This window comes from Flavobacterium sp. CBA20B-1, from assembly GCF_028473145.1.
In the GTDB taxonomy this organism is placed as follows: Bacteria; Bacteroidota; Bacteroidia; order Flavobacteriales; family Flavobacteriaceae; genus Flavobacterium.
Map to the genome: position 1 here is coordinate 159012 of NZ_CP092370.1, position 24601 is coordinate 183612.

22 protein-coding genes and 1 pseudogene are annotated in these 24601 nt (G+C 32.8%); 22 read left to right on the top strand and 1 reads right to left on the bottom strand.

Annotated elements, in window-relative coordinates; genetic code table 11:
• Positions 1-31: 31 nt before the first annotated feature.
• Together MG290_RS00760 and queA are read left to right on the top strand one after the other, a co-directional pair.
• Positions 32-1258, top strand: a complete 1227-nt coding sequence (locus tag MG290_RS00760) for a 3-phosphoshikimate 1-carboxyvinyltransferase (RefSeq protein WP_264562033.1) — start codon at positions 32-34, stop codon at positions 1256-1258.
• Between the two features lie 124 nt (positions 1259-1382).
• Positions 1383-2432 carry a tRNA preQ1(34) S-adenosylmethionine ribosyltransferase-isomerase QueA gene (gene queA, locus MG290_RS00765; RefSeq protein ID WP_257499214.1) on the top strand — a complete coding sequence of 350 codons (1050 nt, stop codon included), beginning with the start codon at positions 1383-1385 and terminating at the stop codon, positions 2430-2432.
• Between the two features lie 529 nt (positions 2433-2961).
• Here the strand turns inward: queA and MG290_RS00770 are convergent.
• A complete protein-coding gene (locus MG290_RS00770) occupies positions 2962-3327 on the bottom strand; it encodes an endonuclease domain-containing protein (RefSeq protein WP_264562034.1) in 366 nt (121 codons plus the stop codon).
• Positions 3328-3894: 567 nt separating this feature from the next.
• Here MG290_RS00770 and MG290_RS00775 point away from each other — a divergent pair.
• From MG290_RS00775 to MG290_RS00870, 20 genes and pseudogenes are all read left to right on the top strand, one after another.
• Complete coding sequence (locus MG290_RS00775) at positions 3895-4497, top strand: hypothetical protein (protein ID WP_264562035.1); 603 nt, start codon at positions 3895-3897, stop codon at positions 4495-4497.
• A gap of 437 nt (positions 4498-4934) precedes the next feature.
• Complete coding sequence (locus tag MG290_RS00780) at positions 4935-6245, top strand: ATP-binding protein (protein ID WP_264562036.1); 1311 nt, start codon at positions 4935-4937, stop codon at positions 6243-6245.
• Between the two features lie 1093 nt (positions 6246-7338).
• Positions 7339-7941 (top strand): ArsR family transcriptional regulator, encoded by a 603-nt coding sequence (locus MG290_RS00785; RefSeq protein ID WP_272585829.1) that lies wholly within the window; start codon positions 7339-7341, stop codon positions 7939-7941.
• Between the two features lie 52 nt (positions 7942-7993).
• Positions 7994-8422, top strand: a complete 429-nt coding sequence (locus tag MG290_RS00790; protein ID WP_264562038.1) for an adenylyltransferase/cytidyltransferase family protein — start codon at positions 7994-7996, stop codon at positions 8420-8422.
• A 158-nt stretch (positions 8423-8580) separates the two neighbouring features.
• A complete protein-coding gene (rfbA, locus tag MG290_RS00795) occupies positions 8581-9438 on the top strand; it encodes a glucose-1-phosphate thymidylyltransferase RfbA (protein WP_264562039.1) in 858 nt (285 codons plus the stop codon).
• 50 nt (positions 9439-9488) lie between these two features.
• Positions 9489-10874 (top strand): nucleotide sugar dehydrogenase, encoded by a 1386-nt coding sequence (locus tag MG290_RS00800; RefSeq protein ID WP_264562040.1) that lies wholly within the window; start codon positions 9489-9491, stop codon positions 10872-10874.
• A 12-nt stretch (positions 10875-10886) separates the two neighbouring features.
• On the top strand, positions 10887-11861 hold the full coding sequence (locus MG290_RS00805) for an SDR family oxidoreductase (protein ID WP_264562041.1): 975 nt from the start codon (positions 10887-10889) through the stop codon (positions 11859-11861).
• 96 nt (positions 11862-11957) lie between these two features.
• A complete protein-coding gene (locus MG290_RS00810; RefSeq protein ID WP_264562042.1) occupies positions 11958-12332 on the top strand; it encodes a four helix bundle protein in 375 nt (124 codons plus the stop codon).
• 33 nt (positions 12333-12365) lie between these two features.
• Positions 12366-13823 carry a nucleotide sugar dehydrogenase gene (locus tag MG290_RS00815; protein WP_264562043.1) on the top strand — a complete coding sequence of 486 codons (1458 nt, stop codon included), beginning with the start codon at positions 12366-12368 and terminating at the stop codon, positions 13821-13823.
• Between the two features lie 7 nt (positions 13824-13830).
• Positions 13831-15246 (top strand): lipopolysaccharide biosynthesis protein, encoded by a 1416-nt coding sequence (locus MG290_RS00820; RefSeq protein ID WP_264562044.1) that lies wholly within the window; start codon positions 13831-13833, stop codon positions 15244-15246.
• Positions 15243-16262: a nitroreductase family protein gene (locus MG290_RS00825; protein WP_264562045.1), complete on the top strand. Its 1020-nt coding sequence runs from the start codon at positions 15243-15245 to the stop codon at positions 16260-16262. Before MG290_RS00820 ends, MG290_RS00825 begins: the two co-directional genes overlap by 4 nt.
• 6 nt (positions 16263-16268) lie before the next feature.
• The gene (locus tag MG290_RS00830; protein ID WP_264562046.1) at positions 16269-17411 is read left to right on the top strand and encodes a polysaccharide pyruvyl transferase family protein; all 1143 of its coding nucleotides are present in this window, start codon (positions 16269-16271) and stop codon (positions 17409-17411) included.
• Positions 17392-18504: an EpsG family protein gene (locus MG290_RS00835; protein ID WP_264562047.1), complete on the top strand. Its 1113-nt coding sequence runs from the start codon at positions 17392-17394 to the stop codon at positions 18502-18504. The genes MG290_RS00830 and MG290_RS00835 overlap by 20 nt, the downstream gene beginning before the upstream one ends.
• A complete protein-coding gene (locus MG290_RS00840) occupies positions 18501-19280 on the top strand; it encodes a glycosyltransferase family 2 protein (protein ID WP_264562048.1) in 780 nt (259 codons plus the stop codon). Before MG290_RS00835 ends, MG290_RS00840 begins: the two co-directional genes overlap by 4 nt.
• Positions 19280-20311 carry an ATP-grasp domain-containing protein gene (locus MG290_RS00845; RefSeq protein ID WP_264562049.1) on the top strand — a complete coding sequence of 344 codons (1032 nt, stop codon included), beginning with the start codon at positions 19280-19282 and terminating at the stop codon, positions 20309-20311. Before MG290_RS00840 ends, MG290_RS00845 begins: the two co-directional genes overlap by 1 nt.
• Positions 20312-20324: 13 nt before the next feature.
• Positions 20325-21401 carry a right-handed parallel beta-helix repeat-containing protein gene (locus MG290_RS00850; RefSeq protein WP_264562050.1) on the top strand — a complete coding sequence of 359 codons (1077 nt, stop codon included), beginning with the start codon at positions 20325-20327 and terminating at the stop codon, positions 21399-21401.
• A gap of 71 nt (positions 21402-21472) precedes the next feature.
• Positions 21473-22597 (top strand): glycosyltransferase family 4 protein, encoded by a 1125-nt coding sequence (locus MG290_RS00855; RefSeq protein ID WP_264562051.1) that lies wholly within the window; start codon positions 21473-21475, stop codon positions 22595-22597.
• 8 nt (positions 22598-22605) lie between these two features.
• Positions 22606-23508 carry an NAD-dependent epimerase/dehydratase family protein gene (locus tag MG290_RS00860; RefSeq protein ID WP_264562052.1) on the top strand — a complete coding sequence of 301 codons (903 nt, stop codon included), beginning with the start codon at positions 22606-22608 and terminating at the stop codon, positions 23506-23508.
• A 2-nt stretch (positions 23509-23510) separates the two neighbouring features.
• Complete coding sequence (locus tag MG290_RS00865) at positions 23511-24062, top strand: sugar transferase (protein WP_264562053.1); 552 nt, start codon at positions 23511-23513, stop codon at positions 24060-24062.
• A gap of 164 nt (positions 24063-24226) precedes the next feature.
• Positions 24227-24403, top strand: a pseudogene (locus tag MG290_RS00870) (DegT/DnrJ/EryC1/StrS family aminotransferase); the annotation flags it as partial.
• Positions 24404-24601: the final 198 nt, after the last annotated feature.

Sequence of the window (24601 nt, forward strand, 5' to 3'; positions counted from 1 at the left end):
TTTTTGGTTAAAATTACGCTACACAAAAGCTATGTACAACCTCTTGCTCCATAAAAGTGAATTTATAAGTAATCGGGAAATCATCATTTCGGGTTCTAAATCCGAAACCAATAGATTGCTTTTGCTTCAAGCATTGTATCCAAATCTAAAAATTGAAAATGCATCCAATTCAGACGATTCAGAAGTAATGAAAAATGCTTTGCAGGCAGTTGGAACATCAAACGAAATCAATGTGCATCATGCCGGTACAGCCATGCGCTTTTTAACAGCCTATTTTGCAATTCAAGAAGGGGTAGAAGTAGTGCTTTCAGGATCAAGCAGAATGCACCAACGGCCAATTAAAATTTTGGTCGAAGCCCTTAAACAGTTAGGATGCGATATTTCCTATTTAAAAGATGACGGTTTTCCGCCCTTACAAATAATCGGCAGAAAAATTCATAGCAATAAAGTTTTAATTGATGCCAATGTAAGCAGCCAATACATTACCTCGCTAATGCTGATTGGGGCAAGTTTACCAAACGGACTCGAAATAGCATTAAAAGGCACTGTTACGTCTATTCCGTATATAAAAATGACACTTTCGGTGTTGCAAGCATTAGGAATTAAAGCATCATTTCACGATAATATCATAAAAATTCCATTTACCGAAAAACTTGCAAAAGATACGTTTACGGTAGAATCAGATTGGTCTTCGGCATCGTATTTTTATAGTTTTATTGCCTTATCAAAAACCGATACGCAAATTACATTGGGATATTTCAAGCAGCACAGTTTGCAAGGCGATGCCAATTTGGCTGAAATCTATCAAAAATTTGGAGTTCAGACCACATTTGAAGACCAAAAGATGATCCTTACAAAAATTGAAAATCCATCCATAAAACATATAAAACTGCATTTGAATGATGCACCCGATATTGCCCAAACCATCATTGTAACTTGCTTGGGATTAGGTATTACCTGCGATTTAACAGGTTTACATACCCTAAAAATCAAGGAAACCGATCGATTGCAAGCGTTGAAAAACGAGTTAACGAAATTCGGTGCAGAAGTTTTCATTTCTGTTGATACCATTCAGTTAACGAATTCTATAACTTTTCAAAATCATTGTATCGCTATAGAAACCTATCAAGACCACCGCATGGCAATGGCATTTGCACCATTAGCTTTAAAACAATCTTTAGAAATTAAAAATGCCGAAGTTGTTTCAAAATCATATCCCGATTTTTGGAGCGATATTAAGAGTTGTTTAAAAGGTTGATAATCAACAATTTGTTTTTGTTTTTTAAAATATATCGGTATTTACTTGACAAAGGCTATCTGCAAGTCGTATATTTGCACACTTAATTTTTTTGATTAAGCGCAACTAAAACGGACTTTTTTGTATGAAGTTATCAAATTTTAATTTTAATTTACCAACCGAATTATTAGCAGAATTTCCTGCTGAAAACCGCGATGAATCTCGCTTAATGGTAGTAAACCGCAAAACAGGTACCATTGAACACAAGTTGTTCAAAGATTTAATCGATTATTTCGATGAAGGCGATGTAATGGTTCTAAACAACACCAAAGTTTTTCCGGCACGTTTGTATGGTAATAAAGAAAAAACCGGTGCACGTATCGAAGTGTTCTTATTGCGCGAATTAAATTCAGAGCAACGCCTTTGGGATGTTTTAGTAGATCCAGCCCGAAAAATTCGTATAGGAAATAAATTATATTTTGGCGATGATGATTCATTAGTAGCCGAAGTGATTGATAACACCACATCGCGCGGACGTACCCTACGCTTTTTGTACGATGGTTCGTATGAAGAATTTCGTTTAAAATTACGCGAATTAGGAGAAACTCCCATACCAAAATACATCAACCGCGATGTAACCCCAGAAGACGAAGACCGTTACCAAACCATTTATGCAACCGAAGAAGGCGCCGTAGCAGCACCCACAGCAGGTTTGCACTTTTCTAAGCATTTATTAAAAAGATTAGAAATAAAAGGCATTGATTTTGCAAAAATCACGCTGCATATAGGTTTAGGAACCTTTAACCCGGTGGAAGTAGAAGATTTATCAAAACACAAAATGGATTCAGAGGAATTAATCATTACCCAAGAAGCCTGTGATGTGGTAAACAACGCAAAAGCTAAAAAAAGTAAAGTTTGTGCCGTAGGTACCACCTCTATGCGTGCCTTAGAAAGCTCTGTTTCATCGAGCCACACACTAAATCCATACCAAGGTTGGACCAACAAGTTCATCTTTCCACCATACGATTTCAGCATAGCCGATTGTATGATAACCAACTTCCACATGCCCAAATCAACCTTATTAATGATGATTTCTGCATTTACAGGTCACGATTTAATGATGAAGGCATACGACGAAGCCGTAAAAGAAGGATATAAATTTTATTCGTATGGTGATGCCATGCTAATTTTATAGTTTTTTTATTTAGTTATATAGTTAAAAGAGAACTCATCTGGCAATCAGGTGAGTTTTTTTGATTTTGTTCAGGGCGTTCCCCTCCATTTTCGTTTCAAGAGCAAAATTTAATTTGATTACACTATGTGCAAAACAAACCATCCTTTCAAATAGTCGGGTCGGGCTGTTTGTTCCAAGTCCTCGCTCGTCGTGCCTCCTCGCTGTGGGCTATCCACTTCCATCCCTAACGCAAAAGACAACTTAAATCAGCTTTTTCACTCAACTTTAAACAAATCAACCCCAGATTAAAATATTCCCACAAATTCCGCTATGAACCACACCACCCAGACACACACTATACATTTATACAATATACAGACAAAAATTACATCCCCCTTAATCCCCCTTCAAAGGGGGAGTTTTTCAGCTTCAAAATAAGATGGTAGTTCCTATTAAAACTTCCAGTTTAAAAGTAACTTTTTTATAATCCCAAACTAAAAACAAAACTGTAAATATTCCCCCTTTGAAGGGGGGCAGGGGGGATGTAGATTTAATTTTTAAGTTGTTCAATTTGCTGTTCAATTGCTAAAATAACACTAAAAATTTCTTTTTTTACCTCCACGTCAGTGAAACGAATAAACTGCACACCCCATCTTTCAAGTTCACCTTGACGATTAGTATCGTATTCATATTTAAAATCATGGCTATTTCCATCAATTTCTATTGCCAACATCAATTCATGACAATAAAAGTCAACAATGTAATTGAGCATAGGTACTTGTCTATGGAATTCTACCGAAAGGGCTTTTCTTTTTATTTTTTGCCACAATAATATTTCAGCTAACGTGCTGTTATTCCTGAGATATCGAGCGTACTCTGTTAGCCTTTGATTGTAAGGAATAATTTTGTTTTTCATAATGTAAAAATAATAAATCACTTTGATTTCATGATACTTACATCCCCCTTAATCCCCCTTCAAAGGGGGAGTTTTTCAGCTTCAAAATAAGATGGTAGTTCCTATTAAAACTTCCAGTTTAAAAGTAACTTTTTTTATAATCCCAAACTAAAAACAAAACTGCAAATATTCCCCCTTTGAAGGGGGGCAGGGGGGATGTTAGAATATTTATAATACACAAATGTATATTGTAAACTGTATTGTTGTATAATGTAAAAAAATATAAGTAAACAGTCGAATCCGCATTTCACAACAAACTTAAACTTTAAACCAATTCGCGACAAATTAATGGTTTTCCACGAATTACGCTACTTACAACATCACCCGATCATACAATATACATTTTACGTTATACAGCAAACAAAACTTTAAACAAATAAACCATATATAAATAATTTCTACATATTGCATTCTGAACTAGATTTATTTCAGCGAATCATTTGTTTATCAGCAAATTCACATTTATCCATTGAATCATCTCTTTTAGTGAAATAAAAATATTCTTTATATTTGTAGATGCAAAATAGTTTGAAACATGAATTATACCATATCCTTTCAGGAAAGAGCCAAGTTAGGTTTGGAACAGTTATCCAAGCAATTACCAGTTACCTTAGCAATGGCACGCAAGCAAGCACAACAACTGAAGTTGAAAAGTCTTTCAAAGAACAAGAAACAAAGGTCTTAGAAAGTTATATAACCGCAAATCATTTGTGGATTAATAACATTGATTTTTCGCAGTATGTAAGTGAGGGAGCTGAACAAAAGGTTTATCTGAAAGATAGCGAATATGTATTAAAATTAAACGACGCTTTTTATTATAGTTCTTGGCGAGATTATTTATTTAATTTACTTCTTCATAATTTCTTTTTCGCCGATACAGCTTATGAATTAAAAGGATTTACTAAAGATAATAATGTTTTATATGCGGTTGTGCAGCAAAACTATGTTTCTGTTACATCTGTAACCGATTTAGATAAGGTAAAAAGTTTTTTGACTGCAAATGGTTTTTATAATAACCGTAACAATGATTATATCAATAAGGAAATAGGAATCATATTGGAAGATTTACATGATGAAAATGTTCTACACAAAATGATATTTTATACTTCATTGATACCGTTTTTTATTTAACTGATGAATTTTGGAAAGGTATATAAAACTTTCTTCATTGTCATTTTATTAATTTGTTACAGAAAAATTCTAAGGCAACCTTTGTCTGATTGGTGCTTACGGATTTCGTTATTAAGTAAATGTTTGGGAATTAATTGAATAATTTGACCAAGTAACGGTTTATTTGTATTTTTGGAACGCCTGAATAATGCCATCGTTGAAAAAAGTTGAGATGTTTTTCAAAGTAAAGCATTCTCAGGCACTTTTTTTTATCCAACTTTCGGATGGGTGTGATACAAAATACTATATACAATATACAATATACATCAAGTAAAACCATTTTTCTGATCTAACCGTATTTATTTACCTGAATAAAAGTGATATCTTACTATTCATACAAATTATTTTTGTATTTTTGTTATTGTAATCTACATTACTGTAATTCGTATTGCGATATTATGAAATTTTATAACAGAGATAAAGAACTTAACAAACTAAGAAATATAAGCGATCGTTCTGCTGAAGCCGCTCAAATGACCTTTGTGGTAGGTAGGCGACGTATCGGAAAAACTAGTTTATTAATTAAAGCTACAGAAAAATCGGAATGTTTATATTTTTTTATTGCAAAAAAAAGTGAAGTATTGCTTTGTGCAGAGTTTGTAGATGAAATCAAGCAAGTGTTGAATATACCTGTTTTTGGTGAAATAAAAACATTTAAAGAAATATTTGGCTTTTTAATGGAATTATCAAAAACGCGGCGCTTTACATTGATAATTGATGAGTTTCAAGAATTCACTTCGGTAAATCCGTCCGTATATTCTGAAATGCAGCACATATGGGATGCTAATAAATCGTACAGTAAAATAAACTTAATTTTATGTGGTTCTGTATATTCTATGATGATGCGTATTTTCGAAAATGCTAAAGAACCGCTTTTTGGAAGAGCAACACAAAGAATATATCTTAAAGCTTTTAATCTTGCAACATTAAAAGAGATTCTCAATGATTACTCACCCAACTATTCAAACGAAGATCTACTGGCATTTTTTCTTTTTACCGGTGGCGTTGCAAAGTATGTAGAATTGCTGGTACAGGCCAAAGCATTTTCACTTGAAGCTATTTTAGAAGAGATACTTACAGAAAACTCTTTGTTTTTAGAAGAAGGAAAAAATGTATTGATTGACGAATTTGGTAAAGATTATGGTAACTATTTTTCAATCTTAAGCCTAATTGCTTCAGGCAAAACGTCTAGAACAGAAATAGAATCGATTATGGAAATGCAAACAGGAGGTTTCCTAGATCGTTTGGAAAATGAATATCGACTTATAAAAAAAACACGTCCAATCTTGGCAAAACCAAATAGTAGAAGTGTAAAATACAGCATAGAAGATAATTTTCTTCAATTTTGGTTCAGATTCATTTATAAATACCGCAGTGCGGTAGAAATAGGTAATTTAGAATATGTTAAAAATATTATTCAACGTGATTATGCTGTATACAGCGGAAAAATATTAGAGCGGTATTTTATTGAAAAATTAAGTGATACTAAAAGCTACAATAATATTGGATCGTATTGGGAGCGTAATAATCAAAATGAAATTGACATAGTGGCTGTTAACGATTTGGATAAAAAAGTACTTTTTGGAGAAGTTAAGAGAAATCAGAATAAAATAGATATAAAAAAATTAAAAGAAAAAACACAAAACTTACAATCACAGTTTAAAAATTATCAAATAGATTATCAAGGTTTTTCATTAACCAACATGTAAAACTAACAATTAAAATAATTTTTAAAGGCAAATCAACCCCAGATTAAAATTTTTCCACGAATGGCTCTATCAACCACACCACCCAGACATACACTATACATTCATACGCTATACCGAAAAAAAATTATGTGTATATTGTAAATTGTATTGTTGTATAATGTGAAAAAAATATAAGTAAACAGTCAAATCCGCTTTTCACTGCAACCTTAAACTTTAAACAAATCAACCCCAGATTAAAAGAATCCCACGAATGGCTCTATCAACCACATCACCCGCACATACACTATACATTCATACACTATACCGAAAAAAAATTATGTGTATATTGTAAATTGTATTGTTGTATAATGTAAAAAAATATAAGTAAACAGTCGAATCAGCATTTCACTGCAACTTTAAACTTTAAACAAATCAACCCCAGATTAAAAGATTGCCACGAATGGCGCTATCAACCACATCACCCAGACACACACTATACATTTATACAATATACAGACAAAAATTACATCCCCCTTAATCCCCCTTCAAAGGGGGAGTTTTTCAGCTTCAAAATAAGATGGTAGTTCCTATTAAAACTTCCAGTTTAAAGTAACTTTTTTATAATCCCAAACTAAAAACAAAACTGCAAATATTCCCCCTTTGAAGGGGGGCAGGGGGGATGTTGCAATATTTATAATACACAAATGTATATTGTAAACTGTATTGTTGTATAATGTAAAAAAATATAAGTAAACAGTCGAATCCGCATTTCACTACAACTTTAAACTTTAAACAAATCAACCCCAGATTAAAAAATTTCCACGAATGGCTCTATCAACCACATCACCCAAACATACACTATACATTCATACAATATACAGACAAAAATTACATCCCCCTTAATCCCCCTTCAAAGGGGGAGTTTTTCAGCTTCAAAACAAGAATTAGTGTTTCATTCAAACTTTAAACCTTAAACTTTAAACAAATCAACCCCAGATTAAAAGAATCCCACGAATGGCGCTATCAACCACATCACCCGGACATACAATATACATTCATACGCTATACAGTAAAAAAAAACACATTACCAAATCGTAAAACTTTTAGCAAAAATTTGTTCATTAACAAAAAACGAGTACCTTTACTGCTCATTTGGGCAATGTATATGTTAGAATCATTAATTACCTCAAAAACCCGTGTAAAGCTATTGGTAAAGTTTTTTGTAACTTCCGCCAATTCAGGGCATTTGCGAGGTTTGGCATCCGAGTTTAACGAGTCAACCAATGCCATTCGGAAAGAGTTGAACCATTTATCGGAAGCCGGATATTTGCAAAAAAAAGAAGTAAGCAACAAAATTGCCTACAATGCCAATACCAAACACCCCATGTTTCAATTATTGCAACAAGTGGTGCACAAATATTTAGGGTTAGATGCCATTGTAGAGCAGATTTTAGAGCGCATGGGCGATGTAAAGCAGATTGAATTAATCGGTGATTACGCCAAAGGCATTGATAGCGGCACCATTGAAATAAACATTGTGGGCACCGACATCAATACGGAATACACCGAAAACATCATCCCTAAAATAAAAGATATTGCCCACCGCAGTATTTGTTTTTATTACAACAAACCACTCTCAAAAGACGGCATTGTACTGTTTGGGGGTGAAGGACAAATAAGCGCAAACGATTCTAGTTATAAAAGTTCGATAGGTTGAACGGTATTGCTTTATGAAAAGTTTGCTTAATGTATTAATTAAAAAAAAGTTTATGAAAATAGGAATTACTTTTAGTGCATTCGATTTATTGCATGCTGGTCATATCAAAATGCTGGAAGATGCCAAGCGTCAGTGCGATTACTTGATTTGTGGATTACAAACCGACCCTACTATTGACCGTCCGGAAAAAAACCGCCCGGTTCAAACAGTGGTAGAACGCTACATTCAGTTAAAGGCGTGTTCGTTTGTAGATGAGGTAGTTCCGTATGCCACCGAACAAGATTTAGAAGATATTTTGCGTTCTTTTAAAATCGATCTGCGTATTTTGGGTGATGAATATAAAGATAAGAATTTTACAGGTCGAACCTACTGCGAAGAAAAAGGTATTGAGCTGTATTACAATAGCAGAGACCACCGTTTTTCAAGCTCTGGTTTACGCAAAGAAGTAATCGAAAAGGAAATAACAAAACTAGCTGAATAACAAAATAAATTAAAGTCAAGCACTAATCTTCGGTTTCTGAGCTCGGTCACTGAGCTTGTGGTTAGTGAGTTTGTCGAACTATAGAAGTACCGAATGGGGGTAGTTATACAAATTTAACTTTATACCCTTTTAACTATATAACCATATAGCAACAAAGAATGAAAGGAATCATATTAGCTGGTGGGTCAGGAACCCGTTTACACCCTTTAACGTTAGCAGTTAGCAAACAGTTAATGCCGGTGTATGATAAACCAATGATTTATTATCCGTTATCAACCCTAATGTTGGCAGGGATCAATGAAATATTAATCATTTCCACACCGCATGATTTACCGCATTTTAAAAAATTATTAGGCGATGGCTCTCAAATCGGTTGCCGTTTTGAATATGCCGAGCAACCCGAACCTAATGGTTTGGCACAAGCATTTGTGATTGGTGAAAAATTTATCGGTGATGATAAAGTAGCCTTGGTATTGGGCGATAATATTTTCTATGGCAGTGGTATGAGCAAGTTGCTGCAAGACTGTACCAAAGAAGATGGTGGCGTAGTATTTGCATATCCGGTACACGATCCGGAACGTTACGGAGTGGTAGAATTTGATGCGGATAACAACGTATTATCCATTGAAGAAAAACCAGCGCAACCCAAATCAAACTACGCAGTTCCAGGATTGTATTTTTACGACAATTCGGTGGTGGAGATTGCTAAAAATATCCAACCATCAGCGCGTGGTGAATACGAAATCACCGATGTAAACAAAGAATATTTAAAACAAGGCAAATTGCGTGTAGGCGTTTTCGATCGTGGCACTGCTTGGTTAGATACTGGTACCTTTGCATCCTTAATGCAAGCGGGGCAGTTTGTGCAGGTCATCGAAGAACGCCAAGGTATGAAAATCGGCGCCATTGAAGAAGTAGCCTACCGCATGAGCTACATCAATAAAGAACAATTAATAAAAGCTGCCGAACCACTAAAGAAAAGTGGGTATGGAGAGTATTTGATAAGGCTTAAATAATAAAATTGTAAAATTGAATAGTTTTAATAAAGTTATTGTAGTTTAAAATAATGAAACAAATAAAAAATATCACCTGTATTGGTGCAGGTTATGTGGGCGGCCCAACGATGTCGGTAATCGCTCAGAAAAACCCTGACATCACTGTTACAGTTGTTGATCTAAATGAAGCACGTATAGCAGCGTGGAATGATAGTGATTTATCTAAATTACCTATTTATGAACCTGGGCTTGATGCGATTGTCTCAGAAGCTCGTGGTAGAAATCTTTTCTTTTCTGCAGATGTAGAACAGGCAATTCAACAAGCAGATATGATTTTTATTTCTGTAAACACACCCACCAAAACTTATGGAAAGGGTAAAGGACAGGCTGCCGATTTAAAATTCATTGAATTATGTGCCCGTCAGATTGCTGCAGTTGCTACAAATGATAAAATTGTGGTAGAAAAATCAACCTTACCGGTACGTACCGCAGAAGCTTTAAAAAGCATTTTGCACAATACAGGTAATGGTGTTAATTTCCATATTCTCTCAAATCCAGAATTCTTGGCAGAAGGAACTGCTATTCAAGATTTACAAAACCCGGATCGGGTATTAATTGGTGGTGAAAATGAAGAAGCTATTCAAGCTTTGGTAAACATTTATGGCACTTGGGTGCCTCAAGAGAAAATCATTACTACAAATCTATGGTCTTCAGAATTGTCTAAATTAGTAGCAAATGCTTTTTTAGCGCAAAGAGTTTCAAGTATCAATGCCATTTCAGAATTATGCGAAGTAACAGGAGCAGATGTGAATGAAGTGGCGTATGCTATTGGAAAAGACAGTCGTATCGGCGCTAAGTTTCTCAAAGCATCAGTCGGTTTTGGCGGATCTTGCTTTCAAAAAGACATCTTGAACTTGGTTTATATTGCCCGTTCTTATAATTTGCATAAAGTCGCAGATTATTGGGAGCAGGTTATCATTATGAACGATCATCAGAAGGAGCGCTTTTCCGATAATATTATTAAAACATTGTATAATACCGTAAACGGTAAGAATATCGCCTTTTTGGGGTGGGCATTCAAAAAAGACACCAATGACACGCGTGAGTCTGCTGCCATTTATGTTGCAGATCACTTGCTAGAGGAAGAAGCATTTATTACCGTATACGATCCAAAGGTACCAGCTGAAAAAATTTATGCCGATTTAGACTATTTAGGTACACGCTCTCCTGAAGAAAATCGCCGATTGCTAAAGGTGGTAAATGATCCTTATGAAGCGTGCAACAAAGCACATGCCGTGGCAGTTCTTACCGAATGGGATGAATTTAAAACGTATGATTGGTCAAATATTTATGACAATATGTATAAGCCGGCGTTTGTGTTTGATGGTAGAAATGTTTTAGATGGTAAAAGTTTAAAAGAGAATGGTTTTGTTCTTTATACCATTGGTGGAGAATAATTAAAAATTATGATGAAAAAAATAATAATTACAGGAGGAGCAGGTTTTATTGGCTCTAATCTAACGGAGTATTTTTTAAACAAAGGTTATTTTGTAAGATGTTTAGATAATTTCTCTACTGGATATCGTCATAATATCGAAGAATTTTTAGATAATGCTAATTATGAATTGATAGAAGGCGATATTCGTGATATAGAAACATGTCATAAAGCAGTTGAAGGAATGGATTATGTGTTGCATCAGGCAGCATTGGGTTCAGTTCCTCGTTCGGTAAACGATCCTATCACTTCCAATGAAGTCAATGTTTCTGGGTTTTTAAATATGTTGGTAGCGGCTAGGGATGGCGGTGTTAAACGTATGATTTATGCCGCAAGTTCATCTACTTATGGCGATTCCGAAGCTTTACCAAAAGTAGAAGACATCATTGGAAAACCCTTATCACCTTATGCGGTAACCAAATATGTGAATGAGTTGTATGCCGATGTTTTTGCTAAAACATATGGTATGGAGATTATTGGCTTACGTTATTTTAATGTGTTTGGGCGTCGTCAAAACACGCGTGGGGCGTACGCTGCTGTGATTCCGTTGTTTACAAAATTATTGATACAACACGAAAGCCCAACCATCAACGGAACAGGTGAAAATTCTCGTGATTTCACCTATATTGATAACGTCATTCAGATGAACGAACGTGCGATGCTAACCGAAAATCTTGAAGCGGTAAATACAGTGTACAATACAGCTGTAGGCGATCGCACCAATCTTAATGAATTGGTTAGCTATATCAAAGAGTTTTTAACTACTTATGATGAGTCTATTGCTGCAATAAAAGTGAATCATGGACCGAATAGGGTAGGTGATATTCCGCATTCTTTGGCATCTGTAGAGAAAGCAAAACAATTATTGGGTTATAAACCTACTCACGTGATTAAAGAAGGTTTAAAAGAAGCTGTTGATTGGTATTGGGAGCATAAAGAGATGTTGTAATTTGGAGAAGAGGAGAATTGGAGAAGAGGAGAATTGGAGAAGAGGAGAATTGGAGAAGAGGAGAATTGGAGAATTAGAGTGTTTATTAAGTAAATTATGGCTAAAATTGTTTGTCATACCGAATTAAGAGTTTATAAATTATCGTTTGAGTTAGGAATGGAAATTTATGAATTGACCAAAACTTTTCCTCGGGAAGAAATGTACTCGCTTACAGATCAAATCCGTCGTTCTTCTCGTTCTGTTTCAGGAAATATTGCTGAGGCATGGCGAAAAAGACGTTATCCAAAATCTTTTGTAGCTAAGCTTTCTGATTCGGATGGGGAAGCTGCAGAAACACAAGTTTGGCTCGAATATGCATTGGGCTGTAATTACATCAGTCAAGAATTGTTTAATGAATTGAATTTAAAATACAATCATTTATTGGGAATGCTCGTTTCCATGATGATAAACCCAGATAAATGGTCACTATAATTAAATTTTTTTAAAATATAGCAAATTAACAAAATGGAATCAAGAAATATAGACTTATCGTCACAAAGTCACCCCAACACCCAGTCACCTCTTCACAAAATCGCCGTGATAGGTCTCGGATACGTTGGTTTGCCGTTGGCAAGATTATTTGCAACTAAATATCCGACAGTAGGTTTTGATATCAACCAATCAAGAATAGCAGAATTAAACAAGGGGACAGATAGTACGCTTGAGGTTTCTGATGAGGTGCTACAATATGTATTGGTCAATGAAAATCCGTTTTCACACCGCATCACCCCATCACCCAGCCACCCAGCCACCTCCGGTCTCTACTGCTCAGCAAATATCGATGACATCAAAGAAGCTAATATCTATGTAGTAACCGTTCCAACACCGGTAGATAAAAACAATCGTCCGGATCTTACACCACTTTACAAATCATCTGAAACAGTTGGTAAAGTGTTGAAAAAAGGTGATATTGTGATTTACGAATCTACCGTATATCCTGGTGTAACTGAGGAAGAATGCATTCCAGTATTGGAGCGAGTATCTGGTTTAAAATTCAATGTAGATTTCTTTGCAGGATATTCACCAGAGCGTATCAATCCAGGAGACAAAGAACATACCGTAGAAAAAATATTGAAAGTAACCTCAGGTTCTACGCCCGAGATTGGCAAAATAGTAGATGACTTATACAAATCAGTAATTACCGCAGGTACGCATTTGGCACCAACCATTAAAGTAGCCGAAGCTGCCAAAGTAATTGAAAACTCTCAGCGCGATATCAATATTGCATTTGTGAACGAACTAGCAAAGATTTTTAATTTGTTAGAAATTGATACGCATGCCGTGTTGGAAGCAGCCGGAACCAAATGGAACTTCTTGCCGTTTAAACCAGGTTTGGTAGGCGGTCACTGTATTGGTGTTGACCCTTATTATTTGGCTCAAAAAGCACAAGAAAAGGGCTATCACCCAGAGATTATCTTGGCAGGACGCCGATTGAACGATTCTATGGGCGAATATGTAGCCTCGCAAGTGGTGAAATGCATGATTAAAAAAGGTATTAATGTAAATGGTGCGAACGTTTTGAATTTAGGTATTACCTTTAAAGAAAACTGCCCCGATGTGCGCAATACCAAAGCCGTAGATGTCATTCATCATTTACAAGATTATGGCATCACCGTAACCACCTACGACCCATGGGCTAACCCAGAAGAAGTATTACATGAATATAATTTAGTAAGTCATTCAAATTTGGACACTGAGCCTGCCGAAGTGTGTCAATCTGAACTTGTTTCAGACCCGAGCAACAGCAAATCGGCGAAGCAATCTCACCCAGTCATCCAGTCACCCAGTCACCAATTTGATGCCATCGTCCTAACGGTAGCACATAAAGAGTTTTTAGATTTAGAATTAAATCAATACCTCAAAGACAACGGAGTGGTGTATGATGTGAAAGGGATTTTAGAAAATAGTGATAATAGGTTGTAAGTGATAAGTGGAAAAAAACAATCTAAATAAAAGTATAAAAAAAGGTGTAGTCTGGACAGGATTGGACTTTGTTGGGAAAGCTGGTTTGCAGTTTCTCTTACAGTTGATATTAGCAAAACTGTTAGTTCCTTCCGATTTCGGAATCATTGGAATGGCAATGGTTTTTTCTGTGATTATTCAAGCATTTGTTGATTTCGGTTTTGCTTCCGCTTTAATCCAGATGTCCGAAAAAGAAATTACTGAAAAAACGTATAATACAGCCTTTTGGACGGGTTTCGGACTAAACATTATAGTTTATCTATTGTTATGTTTAATTATCGGTCCTATAGCTGCTAATTTTTATAACGAACCAATATTAATAAAGGTTTTTCCTATTCTGTCATTAAATATAATATTTAACTCATTTAATATCATTCAATTAGTTAAACTTACAAGAAATCTAGAATTTAATAAATTAGCAGCTGTAAATTTTATTGGAAATCTAATAGCTTGTGTTGTATCTGTAATAATGGCTTACAATGGTTTTGGATTGTGGAGTATAGCTATAAATGGTGCCGTTATTTCATTATCATCATTACCTATATATTTTTATTTCAATAGGTGGTTTCCTAAATTTTTATGGAGTAAAGAGGAATTTGATAAAATATTTGGTTTTGGAGTATTTGCAACAGGAACTCAATTAACGAATAGTGTGACTTCTCAAATTGATTATCTGCTTATAGGAAAATTAGTCGATAAGCATCATTTAGGACTTTATGCTTTTTCATTTCAAATTACCAGTATTATTAGATCAGCCGTGGTAGGTATTATTTCTAAAGTTATGTACCCTATATATGCAAAAATCAGAGATGATAAAAAAGCTTTAAGAAATTATTATGGACAGATTGTTAAGTTTAATACACTTACGGTTTCTTCTATAATGATTATTTTATTCCTTTATTCAGAGCATTTACTTCAATTAGTATATGGTAATAAATGGAATGAAGCAATAGATATTATTCAAATTCTGTCAATAAGTTCAATTGTGACAGTAATGGCTGGTTCAAATACTTCTTTAATTAGAGCGTTAGGTTATGCCTCTTTAGAATTTAAAATTCAACTTTTTAAGACTATAATCATATATATTCCATCGATAATATTAGGAACATATTTTTACGGTATTGTAGGAACTGCTTGGAGCATAGTTTTTAATGGAGTCGCTTCTGTTATTATAGCTATGTACTTTATGCGGAAATTAATTGGATTTAATTATTATGATTTGATTAAATCAATATACAAAACTGCATTAATATGTTTAATTATTTATGTTGTGTATTTATTTTTGAAAAATAACTTTGTTATAAGTATAATTATTTCCATCACGCTTATATTTATATTGTCAAGTTTAGCATATAAAAAAGAATTACAAAAATTAAAATTATGAAGAAAAAAATTAAGTATATATATAAACAAATAAAACTAGTATTACTAAAGCTATTTTATTCTAATAGAACTCTAGCTAAATTGTATTATTTCTTTTTTGATACTTCTTTTAATAGAGAAATGTTTTCTGTTATTCAAGGAAAGCGAAGTTATTATAGAATGTCATTGGGTCAAAATCAAAATAAATATCAATTAGTGAGGAATATTCATAAAATAGAGAAAGGTATTTCTATGAAAAATAGAAGATCAACTTTTGCCTTAGATTTTATAGAAGAGACTGTTGATACCTATTTAAATTTAAGGAATAACTTAAATATTGATTCTCAAATATCTTGGGCTAAAGAAGTTTTAAATAATTATTTTGATATAACGGATTCTAATAATCCTATTATAGGAAAGATGAAGAAAAAATTTGTTGAAACTGCCGATAACTTTGAGGGACAGAATATTCCATACAAAAGCAGTGAAAGAGTTGAATCTACAATTTCTTATGATGATTTTTTAATTTTAAGTAAAAGAAGAAGATCTGTAAGATGGTATCAACAAAAAGAAGTAAATCTTGACCTTATAAATAAAGCGATAGAATTATCACTCCAAGCTCCAAGCGCTTGTAACAGACAGCCATTTAAGTATTATATAATTAAAGATGAAAAAATATTAAGAAGATTGTCAAAGTTACCTATGGGGACGACAGGATATGCAGATAATATTCCTCTTTTAATAGCTGTTGTTGGAGATTTAAGTGCATATTTTGATGAGAGGGATAGACATGTTATTTATATTGATAGTAGTTTATCTGCAATGAGTTTTATTTTAGCGTTGGAAACGTTAGGTTTAAGTTCTTGTATAATTAACTGGCCTGATATTGAAATAAAAGAAAAAAAGATTCAATCTATATTAAAATTAGATAATAATCAACGAGTAACAATGTTGATAAGTGTTGGTTATGCAGATCAGGAAGGGTTTATTCCTTTTTCTTGTAAGAGAGATGTTAAAGATGCAATAACAGTTATTTAGATAATTATGATAGTAGAAATATACGGTGCTCGTTTTGTAAACAAAGGAGCGGAAATGATGCTATATGCAATAGTAAATAAAATAAAAGAACAATACCCAGATGCAAAATTTGTTTTAAGTTGTTCGTCTAAAGCAGAGTTTGATTTATTGACTCAGAAAGGTTTTTATAAGAGAATTACTTATAGAAAACATATTTTGGATTTAGGTGATTTAGGGAGGTTTATACCTAAATCTGTTAGACTAAAAAACAATATCGTATTGGAAAAAGAGATAGATGTTTTCTTTGAGGCTTCTGGTTTTGCTTACGGTGATCAGTGGACTTACAGAATGGCAAATTATGTAGCTAATAAATTTGAGAAATTCAAAAGAAATAAAACGAAATTGGTAGTAATGCCACAAGCATTGGGACCGTTTAATAATCAATTAAACAACCAACACACAATGCGTTTTATTAATTTGGCAGACTATGTATTTGTTAGGGATAAACAATCTTTTGAGTATCTTGAAAAGTTGGACATAAAACATAAAAATGTAAAACTGATGCCTGATTTTACAATGTTGCTCAAGCCCCAGGTTGATGAAAAGTATATTCGTTTAAAAGATGCTGTTTTAATCGTTCCAAATAAAAAAGTAATCACAACTTCTAAACTTCCGAATATTGAAGAACTATATACCGAAATGCTGAAAGAAACTATTTTGAAGTTGAGTTCTAAGGGGATTAGTACAATTTTTCTTATTCACGAAGGTGTTGGGGATTATCATGTAGCAGAAGCAATTAACAATAAATTACCTAATCCAATAGAAATTGTATGGGAAAAAGATATATATAAACTTAAAGGTATTATTTCGCAAGGTAAAGCATTGATTGGTTCACGCTTTCATAGTTTAGTATCAAGTTTATCTCAAGCAATACCTTCCATTGCGATAGGTTGGAGTCATAAGTATCAAATGCTTTTTGAAGATTTTAATACTGAAAAAAATATTTTTAAAGTAGATGATAGGAAAGAAGTTTATCTTAATAAAGTAGATGAATTTTTTACAGACAATGAATTGCTATCTGAAAAAGAAAATTTGTTGAATCAAAGTGCAGTTCAAAAAGAGAAAATAGACGAGATGTGGCAAATAATATTTGAAAAAATTATCCAATGATTTAATGGAAAGCTTTTATACAAACTTTTACATACTTTACGGTTTTTTTACACTGATAATATTATTTGATGTATTAGGCAGTTTTTTTGAAAAAAAACTAATATATATTAAATATCAAAATATAATTATATTCCTATTTTTAGCAGCTTATTATGTCTTATTGTCAACAAGAGATTTGAGTGTAGGCGTAGATACAGACAGATATTTTCGATTCTACAAAGAAATGTACTTGTACGGAGATTCAATTATAGGGTCTGATATCGGTTTTAATTTATTTAATAAGTTGTTAATTACTTGTGGTATTTCGCCTAATAATTACTTATTCTTTTTATCATTATTATTTGTGGTACCTATTTATTATGCAATAAAGCAGTTTAAGGGTATAAACAAAGTATTTCTATTATGGTTTTTTGCAAGCTTATTTATTTTTATAAGTTTGTCTACAAATGTATTAAGGCAGGGTATAGGTGGTGCGTTTGTAATATGGGGCATTAGTATATTTTTAAATAGGACAGATGACAATAAAAGATTCCTGATGCCATTAATAATAGCCCCTTTTTTTCACTTTTCTTTATTATTAGTTATTTTATTATTTTTTGTGAGTAAGTATGTTAAAAATATTAAAGTAGCTTATGTTATATTATTTATAACAATTGTTTTATCATATATGAAGTTTGACCTTAATACAGTTTTATCTAATCTGCCTGTTATTGGAAATTTATTTTTAGATAGAATGGAAGGGTATATGGGAGAAAATGTCAAAAATTATAAAATTGGCTTTCGTATAGATTTTTTCCTTTTTAATTTGTTTTTTGTTTTTATAGGTCATTATATCTCAAAACTAAAATTTATTAAAAGTAATTATCCTTTATATGGTCAAATTTACACAACGTATATTTTATTGACTTCATATTTTATATTAATGTTTAATGTACCTTTTTCTGATCGATTTGGAATTTTGTCTTGGACTTTCATTCCTTTTATTATGTATCCAATTTTTGATTTATCAAGTTTTAAATATAACAATTTAAAATTAGGCTCTGTTATTTTAGGCGTAAGTTTGTTTATAGTATTTAACGTATTAGGTATATGATCTCAATAATAACAACAGTAAAAAACGGTTCTAAATATATTTTAGAAACTTTAGAAAGTATTAAAGACCAAACTTTTAAAGAATTTGAACATATTATTGTAGATGATGGTTCTACTGATAATACGGTTCAATTATTAGAAGTGTTTCAAAAACAAAATCCCGAATATAAACTTTTTATATTTCAACCAGGAAATTTAGGACGTGGAAAAGCTCTAAACTTTGCGGTTTCTAAAGCGAATTTTAATTGGGTAGCAATTATTGATGCTGATGATATCTGGCATCCACAAAAGTTAGAAGCTCAAATGACCATATTAAGAAAAAATCCTGATATTACTGTTTTAGCTACTAAGACGGGACTGTTTTCGGATTCTGTGAAGTTTGATAATTTTAATAATGGTTTTACATTTGAATTTATCAATCCTAAAAAAATGTTATATAAATCTATTATTTCTCATTCTTCGGTTATAATTAAAAAGAAAGATACTATTTATGACGAAAGTAGAACATCTCAGTTTGATGCAGAATTATGGTATAGGTTAGCCTTTGATAAGAAAAAAACATTAGCAATAATAAATCAACAATTAAATTTTCATAGGATTCACCAAAATCAATCTTTTGAGGCTTCAAAAGGACAATCATATCAAAAAAATGCTATAAAGTTAAGTGTTACCTATTGTTTAAAAACATTTACTTTGTTTCCAATAATTATTTATCTACTGAAATTTTTATATAGATCGATAGTACCAAGAAAATTAAGGTTTAAAAAAGTGAAATAATGAAAATAGCTATATTATACGACAAACAAGAAAAACTTCATACAACCAATTGGAGTTTGGCTTGGCAAGAATATTGTGAGGAAAATAACATTTCTTACAAAGTGGTTAATCCATATAAAATAGGAGTAATCAGCCAGCTGATGGATTTTGATATTATTTTGTGGCATTATAGCAACTATTCGTTTAAGGATATGTTAATGGCAGGAAATATTCTAAATACTTTAGAAGATCAAGGCAAAACAGTTTTTCCGTCTTTCAAAGACGCTTGGCACTTTGATGATAAATTGGCAGAAACATATTTATTAGAGAGTATTAATGCTCCAATTCCTCAATCATTTTATTATTATAATTTAGATGACCTTAAACAAGCGATATACAAAAAAGAAATTTCCTTTCCTATCATTGCTAAATTAAGAAATGGTTCGGGCTCTCATAACGTAAAGAAATTAGATACAACTGATGAATTAATAAGCTATGGTAAAAAGATGTTTACTTCAGGATTAAGCAGTGCGCCAAGTCTAATGTATAAAGCATCTTCTAACATTAAATCATCAAAGAGTTTAAAAACTTTTATCAATCGAGCAAAAAGAATTCCAGAGTTTTTACGTTCATTAGCCAATGCAAAAAAGTTCAATATAGAACGTGGTTATGTTTATTTACAAGAGTTTGTACCAAATGATGGATATGATCTGAAAATAGTAGTAATCGGGGATAAATTATCTTACATAGGAAGAAATATTCGTCAAGGAGAATTTCGTGCTTCGGGTGGGGGTGATTTGTTTTATGATAAAGATAAAGTTACTCAAAACGTTATAGATTCAGCATTTGCAACTTCAGATAAATTAGGGTTCAACTGTATGGGATACGATTATGTTGTAGATAGTAAAACTGGAGAAGGAAAAATAATCGAGATAAGTTATGGCTTTTCGCATCATGCAGTATTAGCAGCAAATGGATATTTTGATAGAGAGGGTAAATGGCACAATGAGCTTTTAAATATCCCTAATGAGATTATTAAAAGAATGATTTAAATTTTGAAATATAATGAAAAATTCAATATTTTTTATAATTAGCTTAATACTTTTTAGCTGTAAAGGACAAGCAGCTGCAATAGCCGTTTTTGGAGAACAACAACAATATTATGATATAACAAATGCTTTACCTAAAGGATATAAGAAGGATGGCTCTGTTGATTATACAAAATATTTACAGGCAGCGTTAAATAAATATAATAATGTTTTAATGCCAAATTTTACTGTTTCTACTACAGGACTATTAGCTATTTCAAATTCGCATATAAAGTTTCAATCAAACTCAAAATTGAAACTTATACCTACTGATAAAGAACGATACCATGTTTTAGCAATTCATGGTGTAGAAAACGTGACAGTAACCAATGCAAATATAGAAGGAGATTTAAAAAAACACAAAGGTACAAAAGGAGAATGGGGATTTGGAATTGATATAAGAAATTCGCAAAATATTACGATTAACAATGCTAAGGTTACTAACTGTTGGGGGGATGGTATTATAGTTGCTTATGGAACTAAAGGTTTTTTAGGAAAACAAATGTATAAAACTGCTAATATTATAATTTCAGATTTTAATATTTCATACTGTCGTAGAAACGGAATCACGGTTGGTGGCGTAAATAATTTAAAAATTAAAAACGGAACAATATCCAATATAAAAGGGACACCACCACAAGCGGGAATTATGATAGAACCTGATAAAACGAAATATATTTTAAAAAATATTTCGGTAACAAATGTTTCTACAAGTAATTGTGTAACGGGGATAGCTACCAATTTAGGAAATTATGTTAGCGAAATTGAGAGTAGGAATTTTGATTTGTTGATAGATAACTTCACTTCTAAAGATAATCAGTGTGGTGTTTATTTCGCTGGGTTTAAGACTTTGGATAAAAAAAAGTCAATGAAAGGAAATATTAAAATTAGTAACGTTAAAACTATAAATACAAAAAAGCCATTTGAACATAGAGATAAATACTCTCTTTTTCCAACAATAAATATTAGTAATTTTAGCGTTGATAACAGGATAAGTAATCCTACATTACTGTTAAAAGCTTCTTACAAGGAAAATGTATACTATAAAAACTAAGTCATTCACATCAGTACCTTTGTAATATCGCTCAAAACATTTCTTAAAGAATAAAGAATAACTTATAAAAGATGAAAACATTGTTAATGGTTTGTAACACAGACTGGTTTTTTATTTCACATCGACTATGTATTGCTCAAGAAGCAATTGAAGAAGGTTGGGAGGTATTAGTAGCGTGTGAAGATACAGGAAGAGCAGCTGAAATTGCGGTAGATGGGATTAAGTATATTGATTTTAAATTTTCACGTTCTGGTACTAATCCAATCACCGAATTAAATACACTAAAACAATTTTATGCTTTATATAAGTCGGTAAAACCGGATGTGGTACACCATATTACATTAAAACCTGTTACTTATGGCTCTATAGCTGCAAAAATTTTGAAAATTAAAGGGGTTGTAAATGCTGTAAGCGGATTAGGATATAACTTTACGGGTAGTAGGAAAGGCCTAGTGCAAAAAATGATGGTTAAACTTATGAAGTATGGTTTTAACCGTGATAACCTAACCGTAATTTTTCAAAACGGTGATGACCAGAAAGCTTTAGAAGAATTAAAAATAATTTCGTCTAAAAACAAAATACAACGTATTAAAGGTTCGGGTGTTGATCTAAATAAATTTGCACACAGCCCTTTTCCAGGCTTTGACCCTATAAAAGTTTTGTTACCGAGTAGGATGTTATGGGATAAAGGAGTTAAAGAACTCAAAGAAGCAAGTGATTTACTAAAAGAAAAATACAAGGTTAAATTACAATTTATACTTTCAGGGCTTGCAGATGAAGATAATAAAGCAGGTGTTTCGGCGGAATATTTGAATAATTGGCAGGATGAGGAGTATGTTAAATGGATTGGTTATCAAAAGGATATGGTGCAAGTATATCAAGATTCACATATTGTTGTTTTACCTTCATATAGAGAAGGTATGCCTAAAACCTTGATAGAAGCTTGTGCTATTGGTCGGGCGATTATTACAACTTATGCAATCGGTTGTAGGGAATGTGTAGATGAAGGGATTAATGGGTTGAAAGTACCTGTATATTCAGTAGTAGAATTAGCACAGGCTATTGAGAAATTAGTTTTAAACCCTAAATTAATTGAAAGTATGGGGAATGAGTCTCGTCTAAAAGCAGAACGTGAATTTGATGTGAATTCCGTCGTAAAAAAACATTTGGAAATTTATTCAAATGTGTTAAATTAGAATAGATCATGAAAACAATCATCACAGGTTCATCGGGCTTCGTAGGCAAAAACCTAACCGCATATCTTAATAAACAAGATATTGAAGTACAAGATTTGTCGTTGCGAGCAACCGATTGGAAAAACCATATCAATAAACATGTAACAGCCATTATTCATTTGGCTGGCAAAGCCCATGATACTGCAAATACTTCATCGGCTGATGAATATTTTAAAGTGAACCGCGATTTAACGATTGAACTGTTCAAGGAATTTCTAAAGTCAGATAGTAAAGATTTTTTCTTTTTTAGTTCGGTAAAGGCGGTTGCAGATACGGTTGAGGGTGTTTTGTATGAAGATATTATGCCTAAAGCAGTTACACCTTACGGACAGTCAAAATTGGAAGCCGAAACCTATCTATTGAACCAAAAACTGCCAGCAAGCAAGCGTTTGTTTATTATACGCCCGTGTATGATACATGGGCCGGGAAATAAAGGAAATTTGAATTTGTTATACAAAGTTGTACATAAAGGCATTCCGTGGCCATTGGCAGCTTTTGAAAATCAACGTTCTTTTTTAAGTATTGATAACCTTTCATTTCTTGTTTTGACTATGTTGCAAAATAAAGAAGTTGAGTCTGGTATTTATAATTTTGCTGATGATGAAGCTATTTCAACAAACCAACTGATTAAAATTATTGGTAAAGCATCAGGCAGAAAAACGAATTTGTGGAATATATCTGGCAACTTTATAAAAGGCGTGGCTCAAATAGGAGATAAGCTGAAATTACCATTAAATTCTGAGCGTTTAAAAAAACTGACGGAAAGTTATGTGGTTTCTAACAAAAAAATAAAAACAGCTTTAAACATATATAAATTACCTTTGTCTGCTGAAGATGGTTTGGTGAAAACCATTCAAAGTTTTAAAAAATAATTATGATCAGATTGTTCGATTTCTTGTTTTCATTCTTCGGAATATTGTTTTTATTACCAATCATGTTGGTATTATATATTATAGGTTTGTTTGATACTGGATCGCCGGTTTTTAAACAAGAACGTGTGGGTAAAAATAAAAAGCCGTTTACCTTGTATAAATTCAGAACCATGAATGTAAAGGCACAATCGGTAGCTACGCACTTGGCGAATACGGCAGAAATTACCAAATTTGGTAGTTTTTTGCGCAAATCTAAATTAGATGAGTTACCGCAATTGTTCAATGTGCTTTTTGGCGATATGAGTTTAGTGGGACCACGCCCAAACCTATTCAACCAAACAGAATTAATTGAAGAACGCGACAGCCGTGGCGTTTACAAGGTTGTTCCAGGAATTACTGGTTTGGCACAAATCAACGAAATTGATATGTCTACCCCTAAAGAGTTGGCAATTAAAGATGCTGAAATGATCAAAAGTTTAACGATTGTAGATTATTTTAAATACATCTTTGCTACCGTTGGCGGTAAAGGACAGGGCGATCGAGTGGTTAAGTAATGTGGTGATCAAGACTAAAGGATATAGTTGTTTAGGCGATGAGGTTAAAGGGATAGTGTCAAACTTTTATGCTTATAACCCTAAAAACTAATAATAAATCACTGTTTTTGTGGTTATAACCTAAAATAATGATTTTAAGTCCAAATTAAATTAGTATATCCAATCTTACACTTTGGAAACCGATGCATTTACAACCTATTTTTGCCAATGCGCCGTATTACGGAACAAATGTATCCGAAAAGTTGTTTGATGACGGCTTATGCTTACCGTCAGGATCTAACTTAACAGATGAAGAACGCCAACGCATTGCTAAAAAAATAAAAGAAGTATTTTCAAAATAAACAAAAATGACCGATGCAAATCGGTCGTTTTTTTGTTTTATTACTTGATTAAATGATACCAAAAGCGAAATACCTAAATAAAATCGTATATTGTATTGTTGTAAGTTCTATGTTTTAAGCATTAGGATAGATATTGTATCACTTTCTATCGGTATCACTTTTTTCCTTTATAACAAATTCATCAGTAGAGACATTTAA